Consider the following 19,680-nt stretch of genomic DNA (forward strand, 5'->3'; position numbering starts at 1 on the left):
AGCCGGCCACGCGCTGCGCTGTCAGCTGTCAGGCCGAGCTCGCGAACGGTCGGCACAGCCCAACCCTCGCCCGTCCAGGCGAGGGTGCGGGTCAGACGTTGACGGTCGTGATGGGCAGCGACGAGTCGGCCGGGATGTCCAGCGTGGACGGCTGGATGCCCGCCGCTATCAGCTCGGAGCCCAGCGCGGCCACCATGGCGCCGTTGTCGGTGCACAGGCCCGGCCGGGGCACGCGGAGCCGTACGCCCGCCGCGTCGCAGCGCTCCTGAGCGAGCGCGCGCAGCCGCGAGTTGGCCGCCACACCGCCGCCGATGAGCAGGTCCTTCACGTCATAGCGGCGGCACGCCTGGAGCGCCTTGCGGGTCAGCACGTCCACGACCGCCTCCTGGAAGGACGCGGCCACGTCGGCGACCGGGATCGTCTCACCCGCGGCCGTACGCGCCTCGACCCAGCGGGCGACCGCCGTCTTGAGCCCCGAGAACGAGAAGTCGAACGTGCCGTCGTCGTACTTGCCGCGCGGGAACGCGATGGCCGTACCCGAACCGGACGTCGCGGAGCGGTCGATGTGCGGGCCGCCGGGGAACGGCAGGCCGAGCACCCTGGCGACCTTGTCGAACGCCTCACCGGCGGCGTCGTCCACGGTCGAGCCGAGCGAGATCACGTCCTGGGCGACGTCGGGGACCAGCAGCAGCGACGAGTGGCCGCCGGACACCAGCAGGGCGATCGACGGCTTGGGCAGCGGCCCGTGTTCGAGCTGGTCCACCGCGACGTGGGCGGCGAGGTGGTTGACGCCGTAGAGCGGGACGCCCAGCCCCAGCGAGTACGCCTTGGCCGCGGCGACGCCGACGAGCAGCGCACCGGCCAGGCCGGGGCCCGCGGTGACCGCGACGGCGTCGATGTCGGAGAAGCGCAGACCGGCCTTGGCCAGTGCGCTCTCCACGGTGGGGGCCATGGCCTCCAGGTGCGCGCGCGAGGCCACCTCGGGCACCACACCGCCGAAGCGGGCGTGCTCCTCCATGCTGGAGGCGATCGTGTTCGCCAGCAGCGTGTGGCCGCGGACCAGGCCGATCCCCGTCTCGTCGCAGGACGTCTCGATCCCCAGGACGATCGGCTCGTCACGCCCGCTCATGCGCACCTCCTCTGAGATCCCGCACCATGGTGATGGCGTCGGTCCCGTCGTCGTAGTAGTTCCGCCGGACGCCGAGCCGCTCGAAACCGAACCGCTCGTACATCGCCTGAGCGGGCGCGTTGTCCGAGCGGACCTCCAGGAAGACCTCGCGCGCGCCGCGCCGCTCCGCCTCGGCGAGCAACTCGGCCAGCAGGGCGGCGCCGATGCCGGACCTGCGGTGCCCGGCGAGGACGGCGATCGTCTGCACGTCGGCCTGGTCGGCGGCGGCGGCCAGGCCCGCGTATCCGACGATCTTGTCGCCGTCCACCGCGACCACGTAGTGCCGGGTGCGCGGCTGGTCGTCGATCTCGCCGCGCAGCATCGCCTCGCTCCAGGCGTCGAGCGGGAACGTGACCCGCTCGATCTCGACCACGGCGGGCAGATCCTCCGTGGTCATCTGGCGCAGGACGGCGGTCACGCGGTCACCTTCTTCGGCGCGCCGGGGATCTGCGCGTCCGGCCTGCGCAGGTAGATCGGCCGCGCCGGGCCGAGCACGGCCAGCTCGATGGCCTGCTCGACCGAGTCGATCCGCCCGTCGGGCACCCGTGCCAGTTCGGCCGCCCGCTCGGGGGTCAGCCCGGCCAGGTGCTCGGCGGCGAGCGCGGCGAGCGCCCCCGCGGACGGGTACTCCGGGTCGGCGACGCGGTCCGGCCCGATCGTCTCGGCGTAGATGCGGGCGCCCGCGCCGATCACCGGAAGCTCTCCCGGGAGGTCGTGCGGCCGGTCCACGCGCGGCCCGTCCAGGCGGGTGCGCGCGTCGCCGTACCGCGCCCAGAAGACCTCCTTGCGCCGGGCGTCGGTCGCCACCAGGAACGGCTCGGTGCGGCCGGAGGCGAACGCGATCGCGTCGAGCGTGCAGATGCCGTACGCGTGGACGCCGACGGTCGCGGCCAGAGCGCTCGCGGTCATCAGCCCGACCCGCAGGCCCGTGTACGGCCCGGGGCCGGCTCCGGCGACGACGGCGGTCACATCACGTAGGGAGGCGTCGCACTCACGTAGGACGCGCTCGACCGCGGGAGCGAGCAGCTCGCCGTGGCGTCGAGCGTCGACCGTCGTCGACTCGGCCAGCACGCGGGCGCCGTCGTGCAACGCGGCCGTGACTGCGGGGGTAGCGGTATCCAAGGCCAAGACCAGCACAAAGGCCAAGCCTAGCCGCTGTCGGATCCCCTCCGTCCCGGAGAAGCGCGACCTGGACGCTATGCGCGAGGATCACTCCCGGCCGGGGAGGCGTAGACGATGACGTTGTCGCGGTACTCGTGCCGGGCCCAGTCGAAGCTGCCGCCGCAGGTGATCAGGCGTAGGCCGTCCTCGGTGTACACCCGCTCGGCGGGGAAGTCGTCCTTGGACACCCGCTCGACGGAGTCGACGCGGTATTCGGCCGTTTTGCCGTCGCTGCGCAGCACTTTGACCACCTGCCCCTTGCGCAGCTCGCGCAGCCGATAGAAGACCGCGGGCGCGGTCTTCGTGTCCACATGGCCGATGATCACGGACGCACCGCCGTCGCCGGGGACGGCACTGCCGGTGTACCACCCGGCCGTCCCGGGCTTGTCGAACGGCGGGAGCTCCACGTCGCCCTCCTTGGAGAGGCCGAGCTTCATCAGCGGGGCCTTCAGCTTCAGCGCGGGGATGTCGATGCGCTTGGGCACGATCGCGGAGACCGGGGCGGCGGGCTGCTCACCCTGCCGGTGGCTCATCGCGAACAACACCAACCCGGTGGCGATCCCGGCTATGACCACCTTCCGGGACGAACCGGCCAAATTCAGCCCCTCGCGCGCCTGCGCGCCACTCCGACCGCGACCCCGGCGGCCACGACGACGGCGACCGCGGTCGCGCCGACGGGCAGGCCCGAGTCCTCCTCGGGCGCGCCCGCCGCCGTGCCGCCGCCGCCCGCGTGCGGGGCGCGGGTGGGGATCTTCGTGGGCGTGTGCTCGGGGGCGGCCTTCCCGGTGACCTTGAGGGAGGCGCTGCCGATGTCGTTGGTGGCCTCGCAGCGCACCTCGACCTTGTAGCCGCCCGGCTTGGCCTCGGCCCGGACGTTGGCGCCACCGCGGACCTGCGGGACGCCCGGAGTCGAGTCGGGCGAGGCCGTGTCAGTGGGGGCGACCAGCGTCACCAGGCCGGTGAACGCCTCCGAGCGCGCGGTGGCGCGATAGTCGGTGCCGCCCTGCGGCAGCGGGCAGTACGCCGTGATGTGGACGGTCCGGGTGGAGCCGCCCTCGACCTTGGCGGGCTCGACGGTGACCCGGATGTCCTGACGGGGCACGGTGGCCGACGGCGACGCCTGCTCCTCCGATGCGGAGGGGGTGGATCCGGCCGTCTGCGCTTCGGCGGTGCAGCCCAGCGCGCCGAGCAGGATCGTTCCCATGGCGACAGCGAGCCTGACCTTGATCATCCGACCACCCCTCCGGACCCTGTATACCCCGAAAATCTATGCCAATCCATGGCTAAGGATCTTCTTGTTGGGTGATTCAGAACGAATCAGTTGGGCACCGGATCGGACCGGATTTCGGCTGCTCGGGGAGGGGGTTTCGGCTAGACCAGAGACGCCGGGACGGCGGACCAGCGCTCGCCGACCCCGCGGAGCCGTACTCGCCGCTCCTCGCCCTCGGCACCGCGCTCGATGAGCACCTCCAGGCGGTCGTCGGCGAGGCCCTCGACGAGCCCCTCGCCCCACTCCACGACGGTGACCGAGTCCTCGAGGGAGGCGTCCAGGTCGAGGTCGTCGACCTCCAGCGCGCCGCCGATGCGGTACGCGTCCACGTGCACCAGGGCCGGGCCACCGGACAGCGACGGGTGCACCCGCGCGATGACGAACGTCGGCGACGTGATCGGGCCGCGAACCTTCAGCCCCTCGCCGACGCCCTGCACCAGCGTGGTCTTACCCGCCCCGAGGGGCCCGGTGAGCACCACGAGATCGCCCGGGCGCAGCAACTCCGCGATCTCCGCGCCCAGCGCCCGTGTCTCCTCGGTGGTACGGACGGTTCTCACTGGTCGCTCCTCCGTTCGGCCGGGATCGCCCGGCCGCTCGCCTGACTTCCACACCGGTAACTCACTGTACGGCTGTGTCTATGGCGCTCGCTCCGCTCACGCGGGCTCGGCGCCGTAATGATTGATGGTGCTCGCGCGGGCTCGGGGCGCCCTTTCGGCGGGGGATCAGGCTTCGTCGCGTTCGACTCGCTTGAGGAGCTCGCGGAGCGCGTTGTTGACCACGGCCGGGCTCTCCAACTGGACGAGGTGTGACGCGTTGGGGACGGTGGTGAGCTGGGCCGTCGGCACGGCCGCGGCGATGGCGCGGCTGTGGTCGAGCGGGGTCAGCCAGTCGCGCTCGCCGACGATGATCGAGGTGGGGACGGTGTTGAGCACGTCGAGCGCGGTCAGCTTGTCGTGGGACATGAGCGCCGGGTAGAAGTCCGCGATCACCTCGGACGGGGTGGCCCTGATCATGGACTCGACGAAGTCCACCACGGTCGGGCTGACGTTCTTGGAATCGCCGAACCCGAGATGGCGCAGGGCAAGGAAGGCGACGTCGTTGCCGGCCTCGCGCCCCCGGTCCACCAGCGCGCCGCGCTTGCGCATGATCGACACCGCCGACGGGACCGCCTTGTGCACGATCTTCGACACCAGCGCGGGCAGGCCGAGCGTGAGCTCGGCCAGCTTGCCCGCCGACGTGGAGATGAGCGCCACGCCGCGTACCTTGTCGTCGAACAGCTCCGGCCGCCGCTCCGCCAGCGCCATGATCGTCATGCCGCCCATGGAGTGGCCGACGAGCACGCACGGGCCGGGGACCAGTTTCTCGATCACGAGCGCGAGGTCCTCGCCCAGGCGCTCGATCGTGCAGTCGCTCGCCTCGGCCCGCGCCGACGCGCCGTGGCAACGCTGGTCCCACGTCACCAGCCGGTACGACCCGCGCAGCTCGCGCCGCTGGTAGTGCCAGGAGTCCGAGGCCAGGCAGTAGCCGTGACACAGCACCACGGTGAGGGGAGCGTCCTCCGGACCGTCGACCTCGGCGTGGATCAGCACGCCGTCGGAGGTGGTCAGCGTCACCTCGCGGCCGCGGATCTCGCCGAAGGGCTCGCTCGCCTCAAGGTCGGGGCGCAGCCGTATCCGGCCGACGGCGTACCGCTTCGCCATGGCCGCCGCCGCCGCGCCCGCCGAGGCGGCGCCCACCACGGCACCGGCGATCCCGACTTTGCGGCGTGTGCTCATTCCTGCCCTCCTCGTGACGGCTGCGCGCCGTCCGCCTAGTCCGCCTGATCTCCGCGCTCGTCTGCGTAAACACGCGGGACGCGAGATCCGATCCTGGTCACGATCTCATGCGTGATCGTGCCGAGGGAATCGGCCCACTCCTGGCAGGTGGGCTCGCCCCGCGTGCCGGGCCCGAAGAGGATCACCTCGTCGCCCTCGGCCACGACGTCGTCGCCCGCGTCCACGACGAACTGGTCCATGCAGACCCGGCCCGAGATGCGCCGCCTGCGGCCGGCGAGCAGCACCTCCGCCCGGTTGGTGGCGCCGCGCAGGATGCCGTCCGCGTAGCCGAGGGGCACCAGCGCCAGCGTCGTCTCGCGCTCGGTGACGTACAGGTGGCCGTAGGAGACGCCGGAGCCGGCGGGGACCCGCTTGGCCTGGGCGAGCCGCGCCACGAGCGTCATGGCCGGGCGCAGCCCGAAGTCTCCCATCTCGGGGATCGGGCTCAGTCCGTACGAGGCGATGCCCGACCGGACCATGTCGTACCGCGCCTGCGGGAGAGTGAAGGTGGCGGCGGAGTTGGCGATGTGCCGGATCGCGTCGCTCGGCACGCGCATCGCGTCGGCGATCCGCAGCGCCTCGCCGAACACGGCGAGCTGGGCCTCGATGGCCGGGTGCCCGGGGATGTCCGAGCAGGCGAAGTGGGACCACATGCCGACGATCTCGACGACGCCCTCGGCCCGCGCGGCCAGCGCGGACTCGATCAGCGCGGGCCAGGCCGACAGCGGAGCGCCGCCCCGCGACATCCCGGTGTCCACCTCCAGGTGGACCCGGGCGATGCGGCCGGTGCGCGCGGCGGCGGCCACGATCGCGTCGATCACCCAGGGGGCGCTCGCGGACAGCTCCACACCCTGGAGCAGCGCCTCGTCCAGCGGCTCGTCCGGCGTGATGAGCCAGGCGAGGATCGGCGCGGTGACCCCCTCGGCGCGCAGGGCCAGCGCCTCGCGGATGAACGCGGTGCCGAGCCTCGTCGCCCCACCCTCCAGGGCGGCCCGCGCGCAGGGGACCAGGCCGTGGCCGTAAGCGTCGGCCTTCACCGCGACCATGATCTCGGCACCGGCCGCCCGCTCGCGGAGGAGTCCGACGTTGTGCCGGATCGCCGCGAGGTCCACCCTCGCTTCGGCAGGGGTCCGGACCTGGTCTTTCGTGTCCACGACGATCGGGAAACTCATCGTTCCAGTTTGTCAGGTGATCGCGACAGGTCGGGCCATGTCAGACCGTACGGCCCGCGTCACAGCGCGCGGACCGCGTCGGGAAGGGCCTCGGCCACGTCGAGCGCCGCGATCGCCGCCCCGCCGCCGGGCCGCACGCCGCCCGCGGGGCCGGCCGCCGCGATCCGCCCGGCGAGCCCGTGCAGGTACGCGGCGCAGGACGCGGCGTCGTAGCAGCTCAGCCCGCCGGCGAGCAGGGCGCCCGCGACGCCCGACAAGACGTCTCCCGTGCCGCCGGTGGCCAGCCACGGCGTCCCGGTGGAGTTGACCCGCACCGGCCGGTCCTCCTCGGCCACCAGGGTGGTGGCCCCCTTCAACAACACGGTCGCGCCCAGTTCGTGCGCCGCACGACGGACGTGCTCGATCCGCCGCGCCTCGACGTCCTCGCGCGGCACGTCGAGCAGCCGCGCCAGCTCCCCCGCGTGCGGGGTGAGCAGCGTCGGCCCTGTCCTGCGCAGCCGCGACCTGTCCCGGGCGACGTGGGTGAGGCCGTCGGCGTCCACGAGGACGGGCAGGTCGGTGCCCAGGATCTCGGCGACGAGGTCGCGGGCGTGCGGCCCGGTGCCGAGGCCCGGCCCGACCACCCACGCCTGCACCCGCCCGACGTCGGCGAGCACGCCTTTCGAGCCGGGGGCGAGCACCGTCGTGACCGCCTCGGGCCAGCGGGCCCTGACGTAGCGGACGGGCTCCTCGACGCCCGCGAAGCGCACCATCCCCACCCCGGCGCGTATGGCGCCGCCCACGGCGAGCACGGCCGCGCCGGTGAAGGTGTCGCTCCCGGCCACGATGCCGATGACACCCCTGCGGTATTTATCCGACTCGTGCGCCGGGCTCGGCAGCAGGTCGGCGACGTCGTCGGCGGTCGGCGCGGCCACGTCCGCGTCCGGCAGGTACGGCCCGAGCCCGATGTCCACCGGCTCCACCGTCCCGCAGAACGCCGCGCCCGGATCGACCAGCAGACCGACCTTGTACGCGCCGAACGTGACGGTCGTGTGGGCCCGGACCGCGGGCCCGTCCACGCGTCCGGTGCTCGCGTCCACCCCGCTCGGGACATCCACCGCGACCACGAGGCCGGGGGCGTCCGCGACGAGCCCGGCCAGCGTGCCGTACGGCTCGCGCAGCGCGCCCGCGCTCCCGATGCCGACCAGGCCGTCCATGACGAGGTCGGCGGCGGCGACCAGCTCGCGGGCCGGCCCGGGGGCGAACTCGGCGGCCCGGCCGCCCGCGGCGCTCAGCGCGGCCAGGCCCCCCTGGTGGGCGCGCGACCCGGCGAGGATCGCGTCCACCCGCGCGCCCCGCGCGGCCAGGCGGGCCCCGGCGTACAGGGCGTCTCCCCCGTTGTCGCCGCTCCCGATCAGCAGGACGACGCGGGAGCCGTACACACGGCCGCGGGCGCGGGCGAGCACCCGGGCACAGGTGGAGGCGAGCCCGGAGGCGGCGCGGCTCATCAGGGTGCCCTCGGGCAGCCGCGCCATCAGCGCCCGCTCGGCGGCCCGGATCTGGTCGGAGGTGTACGCGGTCCGCATGGGTTCGACGCTATCCCGGGGACGATCACCAGCGCGACGACCGGTCGCGGCGCGTGATGGCGGAGGGCGCCGGCCATCCCAGCCAAGTCGAGGAGAGACGGCGCGGAACCGGCCTACGACTCCGCGATCACGTAGGCGATGGCGACGCCTCCGTCATGGGTCAGGGAGACGTGCCACCTCTTGACCCCGAGGGCGCGGGCCGCCTCGCCCGCCGCGCCGGTGACGCGGACCAGGGGCCGGCCGTTCTCGTCCTGGACGATCTCCGCCTCGGTGTGGGCGAGCCCGGGCGGGCAGCCGAGTGCCTTGGCGACCGCCTCCTTCGCCGCGAACCTGGCGGCCAGCGACTCCGTGCGCAGCCCGCGCTCCGCCTCGGCGAACAGCCGCTCCCGGAGTGCGGGGGTGCGCTCCAGCGTGGCCTCGAACCTGGTCACATCGACGACGTCGACTCCGATTCCCACGATCACAGAGCGAGGCTACCCGCCCTCCGGCCGTCCGGGCCCCGACCCGTCGGAGGACCGCGGCCCGGCTCGTCCGGGTGACCCTGCGCCCGTTCTGTGCCGCCTTGACCACATGCGGAGGTCGCTCGCCTTGGAGCCCCACCCCTTTTCCTGGAATCCGCGGCCGCAATCCACCGGTTTCATCCACAGGCTGTGCACCGCTCCCGACCGAAGACGTTTTCGACCGGCTGAGTAGGCTTGGCCGACGTGGCAGATGGAGACGTGTACGCCGAGTTCAGCCGCGCCCAGTGGAGGGACCTCCGCAAGAGCACGCCGCTGACCCTCACCGAGGCGGAGCTGGAGGATCTACGCGGCGTCGACGACCCGATCGACCTCGCGGAGGTCACCGACATCTACCTGCCGCTGACCCGGCTGCTCAACCTCCACTTCACCGGCTCCCGGCAGCGCAGCGCCGCCGTTGGGGCCTTCCTCGGCGAGCGCGACGATCGCGTGCCGTACGTGCTGGGCATCGCGGGCAGCGTCGCGGTGGGCAAGTCGACCACGGCGCGGGTGCTGCACGCCCTGCTGGCCCGCTGGCCCGAGCACCCCCGGGTCGATCTGATCACCACCGACAGCTTCCTCTACCCGAACAAGGTGCTGGAAGAGCGCGGCATCATGCACCGCAAGGGCTTCCCGGAGAGCTACGACCGGCGAGCGCTGGTCAAGTTCGTCGCCGACGTCAAGGCGGGCACCCCGGAGGTGACCGCCCCGATCTACAGCCACCTCGAGTACGACATCGTGCCCGGGGCGAGCCAGACGGTGCGGCGGCCGGACATCCTCATCGTCGAGGGCCTCAACGTGCTGCAGCCCGCGCCGCCCACGTCCCTCGCCGTGTGCGACTACTTCGACTTCTCGATCTACGTGGACGCCCGGAACGAGGACATCAGGTCCTGGTACATCGACCGGTTCCACAAGCTGCGTCGCACGGCGTTCGCCGACCCCAAGTCGTACTTCGCGCACATCGCGGACCTGTCGTACGAGGAGGCGACCGAGTTCGCCAAGAACGTGTGGCGTGACATCAACGAGCGCAACCTCGTCGACAACATCGCGCCCACCCGCGGCCGGGCCGGGCTGATCCTGCGCAAGGGCCCCGACCACTCCATCAGCCGCATCCGGCTGCGCCGTACATAATCGTCGTCGTGCTGCATCTGCGCGTGATCATCCCGGCCGGGCGTACGGACCGGGTGCTGGAGGCGGTCGAGCGGGCGACCGGGGTCGCCCACATCGTCGTGATGCCGAAGGCGGCGCGCCGCCCCAAGGGCGACGTGCTGCTGCTCGACGTGGCCCGCGAGGCGGCGAACGACCTCATCGAGGAGCTGAAGCGCCTCGGCCTCGAAGAGGACGGCGCCATCGCGATCGAGAACGTCGAGCTGACGATCTCGCGCGCCGCCGAGAAGGCACAGGAGCAGGCCCCCGGCGAGGGCGACGACGCGGTCATCTGGGACCAGCTCGCCCAGCGCGTGACCGCCGACTCCCGCATCACCTGGGCGTTCCTGGCCTTCCTGGCGATCGCCACGCAGATCGCCGCGATCGGCGTGCTCATCCCGTCGCAGATCCTGATCGTCGGCGCCATGGTGCTCGGCCCCGAGTTCGGCGCGGTCGCCGCGATCTGCTTCGGCCTGCTGCGCCGCGAGCCGCGGCTGATCGCGGTCGCGGTGCGGACGCTGGCCGTCGGGTTCGGCGCGGCCATCCTGGTCACCTTCCTCTGCGCGTTCGTGTCGCGCGGCATCGGCTGGGTCGAGCCCGAGATGCTGCGGCACAACCAGGACGTGTGGTTCATCGTCTCGCCGGACAAGTGGTCGTTCATCGTCGCCGTGCTGGCCGGCGCGGCGGGCGTGCTCTCGATCACGGCCGGCAAGTCCTCCGCCCTGGTGGGGGTCTTCATCTCGGTGACCACGGTCCCCGCCGCCGGTTACATGGCGGTCGCGATGGCGCTCGGCCGCTGGGACGAGGTCGGCCACTCGCTGGCCCAGCTCGCCGTCAACATCGCCGGCATGGTCGCCGCCGGCACCGCCACCCTGTTCGCGCAGCGCTTCCTCTGGCAGCGGCTCGGCGGCCGGGTCCCGGTGGCCCCCGCCGCGCCGCCGCGCCCGGTGGTCCCCACCGTACGGCACCGCACCAACGGCGGGAAGCGGCGCACCGGCACCAGAAGATGAGGCGCACCCGCCACGGTATGAGGGACGGCTCCTCCTCTTGATGGAGGTCTCGGGGGGTACACCGAGAGTAGTGTGCGGATCATGACAATCCTCGCAACCGAGGGTCTGACCAAGCGGTTTCCCCGTGTGACGGCGCTCGACCGGCTCTCGATCACCGTCGGCACCGGCGTCACCGGGCTCGTCGGCGCGAACGGCGCCGGCAAGTCCACGCTGATCAAGATTCTTCTCGGCCTGCTCCCGGCCACCTCCGGCCGGGCCGAGGTGCTCGGCATGGACGCCGCCACCCGTGGGCCGGAGATCCGCCGCGTCGTCGGCTACATGCCCGAGCACGAATGCCTGCCGCCCGACGTGTCCGCCACCGAGTTCGTGGTGCACATGGCGCAGATGTCCGGCCTGCCGCGCACCGCCGCCCGCGAGCGGGCGGCCGACATCCTGCGGCACGTCGGCCTGCACGAGGAGCGGTACCGCCCGATCGGCGGCTACTCCACCGGCATGCGGCAGCGGGTCAAGCTGGCTCAGGCACTCGTCCACGATCCCCGGCTGGTCTTCCTGGACGAGCCGACCAACGGTCTCGACCCCCAGGGCCGCGACGACATGCTCGCGCTGATCCGGCGCGTCGGCACCGAGTTCGGCATCAGCGTCCTGGTCACCTCCCACCTGCTCGGCGAGCTCGAGCGGGTGTGCGACCACGTCATCGTGATCGACGGCGGCACCCTGCTCCGCTCGTCCGCGATCGGCGAGTTCACCCAGGCCACCCAGGCCATCGCCGTCGAGGTCGAGGAGGGGCTCGAACCCCTCGCGGCCCGGCTCGCGGAGCTGGGCGAGGCGGTGGCGGTGCAGGGGCGCGTCCTGACCGTGCAGGTCCGCTCGGAGAGCACCTTCGACGCCGTACGCGACGCCGTCTGCGATCTCGACCTGAACCTCGTCCGGCTCGAACAGCGTCGCGGCCGCATCGAGGACGTCTTCAAGGAGCCGGCGGCATGACCGAGCACACCGCGATCATCCACGACATCGGCTACCGGCACTACGAGGGGCCCAGGCTCGGCCGGGGGAACGCGGCGCGTGCCCTCGCCCTGCACAGCCTGCGCGGCGTCTTCGGCCTCGGCCGGACGACCCGCGCCAAGATCATCCCGTTCCTGCTCGCCGCGATCATGATGCTGCCGGCCGTGGTGTCGATCGCCGTGATGGCCCTGGCCAAGCAGTCCGGCATCGGCTATCCCTCGTACGCGGTGGCGATGCAGGCCGTGCTCGCCATCTTCCTGGCCTCGCAGGCGCCGTACCTGGTGGCTCCTGACCTGCGCTATCGCGTGCTTCCGCTGTACCTGTCCCGCCCCGTGACCGTGCTCGACTACGTCGGGGCCAAGTTGGCCGCCATGACGGCCGCGCTGTTCCTGCTGCTCGCGGTGCCGCTCACCGTCATGTACGTCGGCGAGCTGCTGGTGGACCTGCCCGGCCCGCCGCACACCCGCGACTACATCGCCTCCGTGGTGTCCGCCCTGCTCGTCGCCCTGCTGCTGGCCTCGATCGGGCTGGCGCTCGCGTCGTTCACGCCGAGGCGCGGGCTCGGGGTCGCCTCGGTGATCGCGTTCTACCTGTTCACCTCGGCGGTCTCCGGGGTGTTCTTCGCCGTGCTCTCGGCCAACGGCCACGAGATCGCCGCAAGATGGGCGCTGCTGATCAACCCGATCTTCCTCGTCGACTCCGTGCAGGTGGCGCTGTTCGGCACCGCGCCCTCCACCGGCGAGGGCTACCCCGCGGGTCCCTGGTCGGCGCTGATCCTGCTGGCCGTGATCGCTCTCGCGCTGACGGCGCTCGTCTCGCGCTACCGGAAGGCGGCCTCCTCATGACGGTCACCACCGTTCCCACCGTCGCGACCCGGCCGGGCGTCGTCCAGCTCTCCGGGGTCTCCCGCTGGTACGGCAACGTGGTCGCGGTCAATGACGTCACGATGACGATCGGGCCCGGCGTCACCGGACTGCTCGGCCCCAACGGCGCGGGCAAGTCGACGCTGCTGCACATCATGGCGGGCTTCCTCGCTCCGTCGAACGGCACCGCCACGCTGGGCGGGCAGCAGATCTGGCGCAACCACGACATCTACCGCCACATCGGCCTGGTCCCGGAGCGGGAGGGCGTCTACGGCTTCCTGACCGGGTGGCAGTTCGTGCTGTCCGCCGCCCGCCTGCACCGGCTGCCGAACCCCGACGAGGCGGCGACCCGCGCTCTCGACCTCGTCGAGATGACCCACGCCAAGGACCGCCGGGTCGAGACGTACTCCAAGGGCATGCGCCAGCGGGTCAAGGTGGCCGCCGCGCTGGTCCACGACCCGCACGTGCTGCTGCTCGACGAGCCCTTCAACGGCATGGACCCGCGCCAGCGGCTCCACCTGATGGACCTCGTCCGGCGGATGGGCGCCGAGGGCCGGACCATCCTCTTCAGCTCGCACATCCTGGAGGAGGTCGAGCGGGTCGCCGAGCAGATCGAGGTCATGGTCGCGGGACGGCACGCCGCCTCCGGCGACTACCGCGAGATCCGCCGCAGGATGACCGACCGCCCGCACATCTTCCGGGTCCGCTCCAGCGACGACCGGCGGCTGGCCGCCGCGCTGATCGCCGACCCCAGCTCGGGGGCGGTCTCCCTGACGGACGGCGGTCTGGAGGTGCAGGCGCTCGACTTCGGCCGCTTCACCCGGCTGCTGCCGAGGGTGGCCCGCGACGCCGGGGTCCGCCTCTGGCAGGTGTCCCCCACCGACGAGGACCTGGAAAGCGTCTTCTCCTACCTCATCCAGCCCCGTGCGTGACCACAGGCCGGGACCACCCGGACGAACCCCCGGAACCGTATCTCACCGGGCTCCGCGCGCGGCGGCTCCCATCCCTGACAGCGCGCAGGACGCCCGGAGCAGTCGAGCGGAGCGAGACCAATGAACACCGTCGTAGCTGACATCACGTACCGGGCGATGCTCGGCCGCAAGCGGATCCTGCTGCTCGTGCTGCTGCCGCTCGCGCTGATCGCCGTGGCCGGACTGCTCCGGCTCATCGGAGGGTCCAGCGAGGGCACGGCCGTGACGCTGATGAAGTCGTTCGCCGTCGGCACGATCCTGCCGCTTCTCGGGCTCGTCGCCGGCACCGGCGTGATCGCGCCCGAGATCGAGGACGGCACGATCATGCATCTGCTGTCGAAGCCGATCTCGCGGCCGGTGATCGCGTTCACCAAGTTCGTCGTGGCCGCGTCCCTGATGGCGCTGTTCGCCGCCCTGCCCACGTTCCTCGCGGCGTACCTGCTGGTCCAGAACGAGTCCGGCATCGCGTACGGCTTCGCCCTGGGCGCCCTCTTCGCGGGCATCGCCTACGCGGCCGTCTTCCTGCTGCTCGGCGTGCTCACCCGGCACGCCGTGACGATCGGCGTCATCTACGCCCTGATCTGGGAGGGCCTCGTCGGCGGCTACGTGCCCGGGGCGCGCACGTTCTCGATCCAGCAGTGGGCCCAGTCGATCGCCGACCAGGTGTCGTCGTCCGCGTTCTTCAAGGCGGACGTCTCGATCGGCTTCGCCGTACCGGCGATCGTCGTCGTGACCGTCGCCGCCCTGCTGATCGCCGGGCAGCGCCTGCGCAGCCTGTCCCTGACCGGCGAGGAGTGACCCCAAATGAGTGTGGCCTCCGCCGTCCGGCGGAGGCCACACTCATTTCACAAGGGGTTACGCGCAGCAGGCGCGCACGACCTCGGCGAGACGGCCGGCGACGGCCTCGGCCTGGTCGTGTGACCCGGCCTCGACCATGACCCGCACCATCGGCTCGGTCCCGCTCGGGCGGATCAGGACCCGCCCCTCGTCACCGAGCTCCGCCTCCGCCACGGCCACGGCGGCGGCCAGCTCCTCCGAGGAGCGCACCTTCGCCTTGGAGACGTCCCGCACGTTGACGAGCACCTGCGGGAGCTTCGTCATGATGGAGGCCAGGTCGGCCAGCGACGTGCCCGACTTCGCCACCGTCGCGAGCAGGTGCAGCGAGGTGAGCAGCCCGTCACCCGTGGTGGCGTGGTCCAGCATGATGAGATGCCCGGACTGCTCGCCGCCGAGGGTGAAGCCGCCCGCCTGCATCGCCTCCAGCACGTACCGGTCGCCGACGGCGGTCTCCACCACGGTCAGCCCGGCCTCACGCATCGCGATCTTGAAGCCCAGGTTGGACATCACGGTCGCGACGACGGTGTCCTCGGGCAGCCGGCCCTCGGCATGCATGGCGGACGCGAGGACCGCCATGATCTGGTCGCCGTCGACCGCGTCGCCCGCGGCGGTGACGGCCAGACAGCGGTCCGCGTCGCCGTCGTAGGCGATGCCGACGTCCGCGCCGCACTCGACGACGGCCCTCTTCAGCTCGTCCAGGTGGGTGGAGCCGACGCCGTCGTTGATGTTCAGCCCGTCGGGAGCGACGCCGATGGTCTCCACCACGGCGCCCGCGCGCAGCAGCGCCTCGGGGGCGACCATGTGGGCCGCGCCGTGCGCGCAGTCCACGACGACCCGCAGGCCGTCAAGGGGATGCGGCAGGGTGTCGAGCAGGTGCGAGACGTACCGGTCGGCCTCGCCGTACGCCTCGCGGACCCGGCCGACGGACGCGCCGACGGGCCGATCCCACTTCTCGCCCAGCCGCACTTCGATCTCGTTCTCCACGGCGTCCGGCAGCTTGAAGCCGCCTCGCGCGAAGAATTTGATGCCGTTGTCCGGGGCGGGGTTGTGCGACGCGGAGAGCATCACCCCGAGGTCGGCCCCCAGAGCCGAAGTCAGGTACGCGACCGCCGGGGTGGGCAGCACGCCGAGCCGGAGGACATCCACGCCAGACGACGCAAGGCCGGCGACGACCGCGGCCTCCAGGAACTCTCCTGAAGCTCGCGGGTCCCGGCCTACGACGGCGATCGGGCGGCCACGCCGCCCGACGCTCGCGTGGAACGCCCCGGCATCGCCGAGGACATGAGCCGCCGCCACGGACAGGTCCATGGCCAGCTCGGCCGTGAGGTCGCGACCCGCGACCCCACGGACCCCGTCGGTGCCGAAAAGGCGCCCCAACTTAACGCTTGCTGTACTGCGGAGCCTTGCGGGCCTTCTTGAGGCCGTACTTCTTCCGCTCCTTGGCCCGAGCGTCACGGGTCAGGAAGCCGGCCTTCTTGAGCGGAGGCCGGTTGGTCTCGGCGTCCAGGATGGCGAGCGCGCGGGACAGGCCCATGCGCAGGGCGCCGGCCTGGCCGGTCACGCCGCCGCCGTCGATGCGGGCGATGATGTCGAACTGGTCCTCGGCGCCGAGCGTCACGAAGGGCTCGTTGACGATCTGCTGGTGGACCTTGTTCGGGAAGTAGGCGTCCAGCGAGCGGCCGTTGATGGTCCACTTACCGGTGCCCGGCACGATGCGGACGCGGGCCACGGCCTCCTTGCGGCGACCGGTGCCGTACGAGTTGCCCGTGGTGATGGGGCGGCGCACAACGCCCTCAGCGCTGGGGGCGGACTCGGTGGTGTACTCGGAGGGAAACTCCTCGGACGAGAACTCGTCCTGCTCGCCCTCGACGAGCGTCTCGATACCGTTGGGCTCGGCCACGGTTCTCCTCTTACTTTCCTGGCTCGGCGATTACTGGGCGATCTGGCTGATCTGGAAGGGCACCGGCTGCTGCGCCTGGTGCGGGTGCTCGGAACCGGCGTAGACCTTGAGCTTCTTCGCCATCTTCCGGCCAAGGGCGTTCTTGGGGAGCATTCCCTTGACCGCCTTCTCAACGGCGCGGTCCGGGCGCTTCTCCATGAGCTCGCCGTAGGTCACGGAACGCAGACCGCCGGGGTAACCCGAGTGACGGTAGGCCTTCTTCTGCTCGAGCTTGTTGCCGGTCAGGGCCACCTTGTCGGCATTGATGATGATGACGAAGTCACCGGTGTCGACGTGCGGGGCGAAGATCGGCTTGTGCTTGCCGCGGAGCAGGGTCGCGACGTGGCTGGCCAGCCGGCCGAGCACGACGTCGGTGGCGTCGATGACGTACCACTGACGTTCGACGTCGTTGGGCTTGGGTGAGAACGTGCGCACGGCAGTGCCTTCTGTCGGAAATGTGAACTCACGGTAGGTTGCACAGGCACGACGGCAACCTTCCGTCTCCACATACATGGGAGAAGACGCCGGACGCGCCGTGCACAGGTCACAGGAGGACCGGTGCACACAACGAAACAGCAGACTATCCGGCCCCGCCATCCTGGTCAAAACGCGATGCCGACGAGGAAGGTCGCGAGAGCCGAGGCGATCGTACAGGGAGTGGGCCGGAGACGGCGTCGCATGGGCGGGACGTCGGCGGCACACCCGAGCCGGGAGACCCGGGACACCGGCGCGCGGACGGCGGAACGCGCGCGGCGCAGGGGAAACCCAGGGAGCGCGCGGGGAAACCCAGGGAGCGCGCGAGGAAACACAGGGAGAAGGAATCCCTCGCTCCTCTTCATCCTCGTCGCCGCACATCCCTATATTTGACTGCGGTATGTGGCAGCCCCCTCACACCCGGCACCCCCAACGGACGCCCCGCCGCGGGACTCACGTGGGCCTGCTCGCCTGCGCCGTCACCCTCCTGCTCGCCGGCGTCGTCATCGGCCGGATCACCACCAGGAGCGGCGTCGACCAGGTCTATCTCCGCAACTCCGAGCCGTCGCCCTCGCCCTCGAAGACGTCCGGCTCCCCGCTCCGGCAGCGCCCACCGCTCGATCATGTGGCGCGGGCCGGGGGCCCGCCGCCCCTCACCCGCTCGGCTCCCCCGACCCGGCCGCCGACCAGGAAGCCGTCCAACATGATCGACGGCTCGGACGGCGGGTCTCAGTGGAACACCTTCGGCCCCGGGTACGGCGACGACCCCGGCGTGCTGGGAGGAGACCAGGGCGGAGACGGCGCGGGGGGCGCGGCCCTCAGCGGCCTGGAGGCCGAGCTCGTACGGCTGGCGAACGCCGAGCGGCGTAAGCGGGGCTGCGCGCCCATGCGGATCGACAAGCGGCTCGTGCGCTCCGCCCGCCTGCATTCCCAGGAGATGGCCGCCAGCAACACCTTCGAGCATTCCTCGCCGAACGGCCGTTCGGTCTGGGACCGCATGGAGGCGGCGGGCTACCACAATGGCGGCGCGGAGAACATCGCCCGTGGCTACCAGACCGCCCGCGAGGCGATCGAAGGGTGGATGGCCAGCAGCGGCCACCGGCGCAACATCCTCAACTGCAGTCTGATCGCGACCGGTGTGGGCGTCGATCTGGGGCCGGGCGGCCCGTGGTGGACCCAGGACTTCGGTTACTCCTGATCTTCCTCCGCCGCTGGTCGCGGCCGGTGTGGGCGTCGATCTCGGGCCGGACGCCGCGTGGCCGAGCCAGCACTCCGGTTATTCCTGACTTTCCTCATCTGCCGTGATACGCGGCTAATCTCAGCGCATGGGTTATCCCGGCGACCAGCAGCCACACCGCCAGCCGTACCTCCCCCAGGGCGAGCCGCCGACCGCCGCCCGCCACCCGGAGGCGCGGCCGTACGGCTCGGCGCCCGCGCAGCCCGGACCGCTCGGGCAGCCGGGCCAGGGGGCCCCGGCGTTCGATCCGTGGCGACGGCCGCAGCAGGCGGGCGACGACCAGGGCGGCGTCCAGGGTGGCCGGCCGGGAAGTCGCCAGGCCGGAACGTGGGCCGAGGCGGCGTCGCAGCCCAGCGGCCCCGCCGGTGCCGGCTGGGGGCCGGACGGCGCCTCGGGCGGACACCCGGGCACGGCGCCCTGGAACGCGGCAGGGCTCCCGGGAGACCCCACAGGCGGCAACGGGCAGCCGGGCGCGGGCGCCCCGCCCCAGCAGCCGGGTGGCTATCCAGCGGCTGCCCCGCCCCGGCAGCCGGGCGGCTATCCCCTGGGATCTCCCACTGGCGGCTTCCCGTCCGGCGCGCAGCCGGGTGATCTCACGTCCGGTGGCTCCCAGCCGAGCGGGACGGAGTCCGGCGCGCCCCCCGCCGCGGATCCGCGAGACGGCCGGGCATCCGCCTCCGCCGAGCCCTCCCGGACGGAACGGCGCGGCGCCGAGCCGTCCAGGGCCGAACGGCGCGCCGCCGAGTCGTCCGAGCCGCCGTGGGACCCGTACGGACCGGTCCCCTTCTGGCGGCGGCCGCTCGTGCTGTGCCTGGCCGGGCTCGCGCTGATCGGCGCGCTCTTCGCCGGTCTCTGGGTCGCGGCGAGCCGGGAGGAGCCGCCACGCGCCGCTCCGAAGCCGACCCCCACGCCGCCGCCGGTCTCCCCCGCCCCCGGAGGCAAGTACGGCTACGCCGGATCGCGTACGACCGACAAGACGCCGCTCACCGCCACGGAACTCTTCGGCCAGAAGAAGGTCACGGCCGGCAGCCGGTCATACATCCGGACGAAGGTGAACAAAGAGAAGAAGTGTGCCGACGGCGTCTCCGGCGAGAAGATCACCAAGGCTCTGAAGGCCGGAGGCTGCACCCAGCTCATCCGCGCCAGCTACAAGGACGGCACGGGAAAGATCATCGGGACCATCGGCGTCGCCAACGTCAAGACCACCACCGCGGCCAAGAAGGTGGCGTCCGCGGGCGGCGGCAAGGAGCGGCAGGACTTCCTCAAGCCGCTGCCGGGCACCGACGACATCAGCAAGTCCCTCGGCACCGGAGACGCGTACGCGGGCGGCTGGATCCACGGCCACTACACGATCCTGCTGTGGTTCCAGTTCAAGGACGGCCACAATCCGAGCAAGACCGAACTGAAGCGGCTCTACCAGGCGGCCCTGGACATCACGGAGAAGACGGTCTTCGCGGCGCTCGACACGAGATCGCTGACCGGAGGACACGGCTGATCCGCGAAACCATCTTTCCGCCGATCTTTCTGGACAAACGCCGCTCTCTGGCTGCGCAC

21 protein-coding genes are annotated in these 19,680 nt (G+C 72.0%); 8 read left to right on the forward strand and 13 right to left on the reverse strand.

Annotated features, from left to right (window positions below):
* Positions 1-91: 91 nt before the first annotated feature.
* The 10 genes from tsaD to AWQ68_RS02040 all read right to left on the reverse strand — a co-directional run bounded on the left by tsaD (position 92) and on the right by AWQ68_RS02040 (position 8,614).
* Entirely contained in the window at positions 92-1,129 is a 1,038-nt protein-coding gene (gene tsaD, locus AWQ68_RS01995) for a tRNA (adenosine(37)-N6)-threonylcarbamoyltransferase complex transferase subunit TsaD (RefSeq protein ID WP_066933529.1), read from the reverse strand.
* Entirely contained in the window at positions 1,116-1,586 is a 471-nt protein-coding gene (rimI, locus tag AWQ68_RS02000) for a ribosomal protein S18-alanine N-acetyltransferase (protein WP_373281484.1), read from the reverse strand. The genes tsaD and rimI overlap by 14 nt, the downstream gene beginning before the upstream one ends.
* On the reverse strand, positions 1,583-2,305 hold the full coding sequence (tsaB, locus tag AWQ68_RS02005) for a tRNA (adenosine(37)-N6)-threonylcarbamoyltransferase complex dimerization subunit type 1 TsaB (RefSeq protein ID WP_066933532.1): 723 nt from the start codon (positions 2,303-2,305) through the stop codon (positions 1,583-1,585). The genes rimI and tsaB overlap by 4 nt, the downstream gene beginning before the upstream one ends.
* A gap of 59 nt (positions 2,306-2,364) precedes the next feature.
* Entirely contained in the window at positions 2,365-2,925 is a 561-nt protein-coding gene (locus AWQ68_RS02010; RefSeq protein WP_066933534.1) for a class F sortase, read from the reverse strand.
* Positions 2,926-2,927: 2 nt separating this feature from the next.
* Positions 2,928-3,560, reverse strand: a complete 633-nt coding sequence (locus AWQ68_RS02015; protein ID WP_066933538.1) for a hypothetical protein — start codon at positions 3,558-3,560, stop codon at positions 2,928-2,930.
* 140 nt (positions 3,561-3,700) lie between these two features.
* Entirely contained in the window at positions 3,701-4,156 is a 456-nt protein-coding gene (tsaE, locus tag AWQ68_RS02020) for a tRNA (adenosine(37)-N6)-threonylcarbamoyltransferase complex ATPase subunit type 1 TsaE (RefSeq protein ID WP_066933541.1), read from the reverse strand.
* 165 nt (positions 4,157-4,321) lie between these two features.
* Complete coding sequence (locus AWQ68_RS02025) at positions 4,322-5,374, reverse strand: alpha/beta fold hydrolase (RefSeq protein WP_066933544.1); 1,053 nt, start codon at positions 5,372-5,374, stop codon at positions 4,322-4,324.
* Positions 5,375-5,409: 35 nt separating this feature from the next.
* Positions 5,410-6,585: an alanine racemase gene (alr, locus tag AWQ68_RS02030; RefSeq protein WP_066933547.1), complete on the reverse strand. Its 1,176-nt coding sequence runs from the start codon at positions 6,583-6,585 to the stop codon at positions 5,410-5,412.
* Between the two features lie 59 nt (positions 6,586-6,644).
* The gene (locus AWQ68_RS02035) at positions 6,645-8,150 is read right to left on the reverse strand and encodes a bifunctional ADP-dependent NAD(P)H-hydrate dehydratase/NAD(P)H-hydrate epimerase (protein WP_066933550.1); all 1,506 of its coding nucleotides are present in this window, start codon (positions 8,148-8,150) and stop codon (positions 6,645-6,647) included.
* A gap of 113 nt (positions 8,151-8,263) precedes the next feature.
* Positions 8,264-8,614: a holo-ACP synthase gene (locus tag AWQ68_RS02040; RefSeq protein WP_066933553.1), complete on the reverse strand. Its 351-nt coding sequence runs from the start codon at positions 8,612-8,614 to the stop codon at positions 8,264-8,266.
* Positions 8,615-8,854: 240 nt separating this feature from the next.
* Between AWQ68_RS02040 and coaA the strand changes: the two genes are divergently transcribed.
* The 6 genes from coaA to AWQ68_RS02070 all read left to right on the forward strand — a co-directional run bounded on the left by coaA (position 8,855) and on the right by AWQ68_RS02070 (position 14,437).
* Entirely contained in the window at positions 8,855-9,778 is a 924-nt protein-coding gene (coaA, locus tag AWQ68_RS02045; protein WP_245655707.1) for a type I pantothenate kinase, read from the forward strand.
* 8 nt (positions 9,779-9,786) lie between these two features.
* Positions 9,787-10,803, forward strand: a complete 1,017-nt coding sequence (locus tag AWQ68_RS02050; protein ID WP_066933559.1) for a DUF389 domain-containing protein — start codon at positions 9,787-9,789, stop codon at positions 10,801-10,803.
* 81 nt (positions 10,804-10,884) lie between these two features.
* Complete coding sequence (locus AWQ68_RS02055) at positions 10,885-11,787, forward strand: ABC transporter ATP-binding protein (protein WP_066934242.1); 903 nt, start codon at positions 10,885-10,887, stop codon at positions 11,785-11,787.
* Complete coding sequence (locus tag AWQ68_RS02060; protein WP_066933562.1) at positions 11,784-12,650, forward strand: hypothetical protein; 867 nt, start codon at positions 11,784-11,786, stop codon at positions 12,648-12,650. The genes AWQ68_RS02055 and AWQ68_RS02060 overlap by 4 nt, the downstream gene beginning before the upstream one ends.
* On the forward strand, positions 12,647-13,600 hold the full coding sequence (locus AWQ68_RS02065; protein WP_066933565.1) for an ABC transporter ATP-binding protein: 954 nt from the start codon (positions 12,647-12,649) through the stop codon (positions 13,598-13,600). The genes AWQ68_RS02060 and AWQ68_RS02065 overlap by 4 nt, the downstream gene beginning before the upstream one ends.
* A 120-nt stretch (positions 13,601-13,720) precedes the next feature.
* Positions 13,721-14,437 carry an ABC transporter permease subunit gene (locus AWQ68_RS02070; protein ID WP_066933567.1) on the forward strand — a complete coding sequence of 239 codons (717 nt, stop codon included), beginning with the start codon at positions 13,721-13,723 and terminating at the stop codon, positions 14,435-14,437.
* 57 nt (positions 14,438-14,494) lie between these two features.
* On the opposite strand, the gene glmM is transcribed toward AWQ68_RS02070, so the two are convergent.
* Genes glmM through rplM form a run of 3 tightly spaced genes read right to left on the reverse strand, consistent with a single transcriptional unit; the run spans position 14,495 to position 16,850 of the window.
* The gene (gene glmM, locus AWQ68_RS02075) at positions 14,495-15,853 is read right to left on the reverse strand and encodes a phosphoglucosamine mutase (protein WP_066933570.1); all 1,359 of its coding nucleotides are present in this window, start codon (positions 15,851-15,853) and stop codon (positions 14,495-14,497) included.
* Position 15,854: 1 nt separating this feature from the next.
* Positions 15,855-16,376, reverse strand: coding sequence for a 30S ribosomal protein S9 (rpsI, locus tag AWQ68_RS02080; protein WP_066933573.1), 522 nt, complete (start codon positions 16,374-16,376; stop codon positions 15,855-15,857).
* A gap of 30 nt (positions 16,377-16,406) precedes the next feature.
* Entirely contained in the window at positions 16,407-16,850 is a 444-nt protein-coding gene (gene rplM, locus AWQ68_RS02085; RefSeq protein WP_066933577.1) for a 50S ribosomal protein L13, read from the reverse strand.
* Positions 16,851-17,289: 439 nt separating this feature from the next.
* Between rplM and AWQ68_RS41930 the strand changes: the two genes are divergently transcribed.
* A complete protein-coding gene (locus tag AWQ68_RS41930) occupies positions 17,290-18,087 on the forward strand; it encodes a CAP domain-containing protein (protein ID WP_169808834.1) in 798 nt (265 codons plus the stop codon).
* Positions 18,088-18,214: 127 nt separating this feature from the next.
* On the forward strand, positions 18,215-19,621 hold the full coding sequence (locus AWQ68_RS02095; protein ID WP_066933582.1) for a hypothetical protein: 1,407 nt from the start codon (positions 18,215-18,217) through the stop codon (positions 19,619-19,621).
* Positions 19,622-19,680: the final 59 nt, after the last annotated feature.

Source organism: Microtetraspora fusca, assembly GCF_001570365.1.
Classification (GTDB): Bacteria; Actinomycetota; Actinomycetes; order Streptosporangiales; family Streptosporangiaceae; genus Microtetraspora; species Microtetraspora fusca.

Coding starts and splice junctions, on each gene's coding strand:
- tsaD (WP_066933529.1), bottom strand. CDS start 1,129: ATGAGCGGGCGTGACGAGCCGATCGTCCTGGGGATCGAGACGTCCTGC.
- AWQ68_RS02015 (WP_066933538.1), bottom strand. CDS start 3,560: ATGATCAAGGTCAGGCTCGCTGTCGCCATGGGAACGATCCTGCTCGGC.
- AWQ68_RS02025 (WP_066933544.1), bottom strand. CDS start 5,374: ATGAGCACACGCCGCAAAGTCGGGATCGCCGGTGCCGTGGTGGGCGCC.
- alr (WP_066933547.1), bottom strand. CDS start 6,585: ATGAGTTTCCCGATCGTCGTGGACACGAAAGACCAGGTCCGGACCCCT.
- AWQ68_RS02035 (WP_066933550.1), bottom strand. CDS start 8,150: ATGCGGACCGCGTACACCTCCGACCAGATCCGGGCCGCCGAGCGGGCG.
- AWQ68_RS02055 (WP_066934242.1), top strand. CDS start 10,885: ATGACAATCCTCGCAACCGAGGGTCTGACCAAGCGGTTTCCCCGTGTG.
- AWQ68_RS02060 (WP_066933562.1), top strand. CDS start 11,784: ATGACCGAGCACACCGCGATCATCCACGACATCGGCTACCGGCACTAC.
- AWQ68_RS02065 (WP_066933565.1), top strand. CDS start 12,647: ATGACGGTCACCACCGTTCCCACCGTCGCGACCCGGCCGGGCGTCGTC.
- AWQ68_RS02070 (WP_066933567.1), top strand. CDS start 13,721: ATGAACACCGTCGTAGCTGACATCACGTACCGGGCGATGCTCGGCCGC.
- AWQ68_RS41930 (WP_169808834.1), top strand. CDS start 17,290: ATGTGGCAGCCCCCTCACACCCGGCACCCCCAACGGACGCCCCGCCGC.
- AWQ68_RS02095 (WP_066933582.1), top strand. CDS start 18,215: ATGGGTTATCCCGGCGACCAGCAGCCACACCGCCAGCCGTACCTCCCC.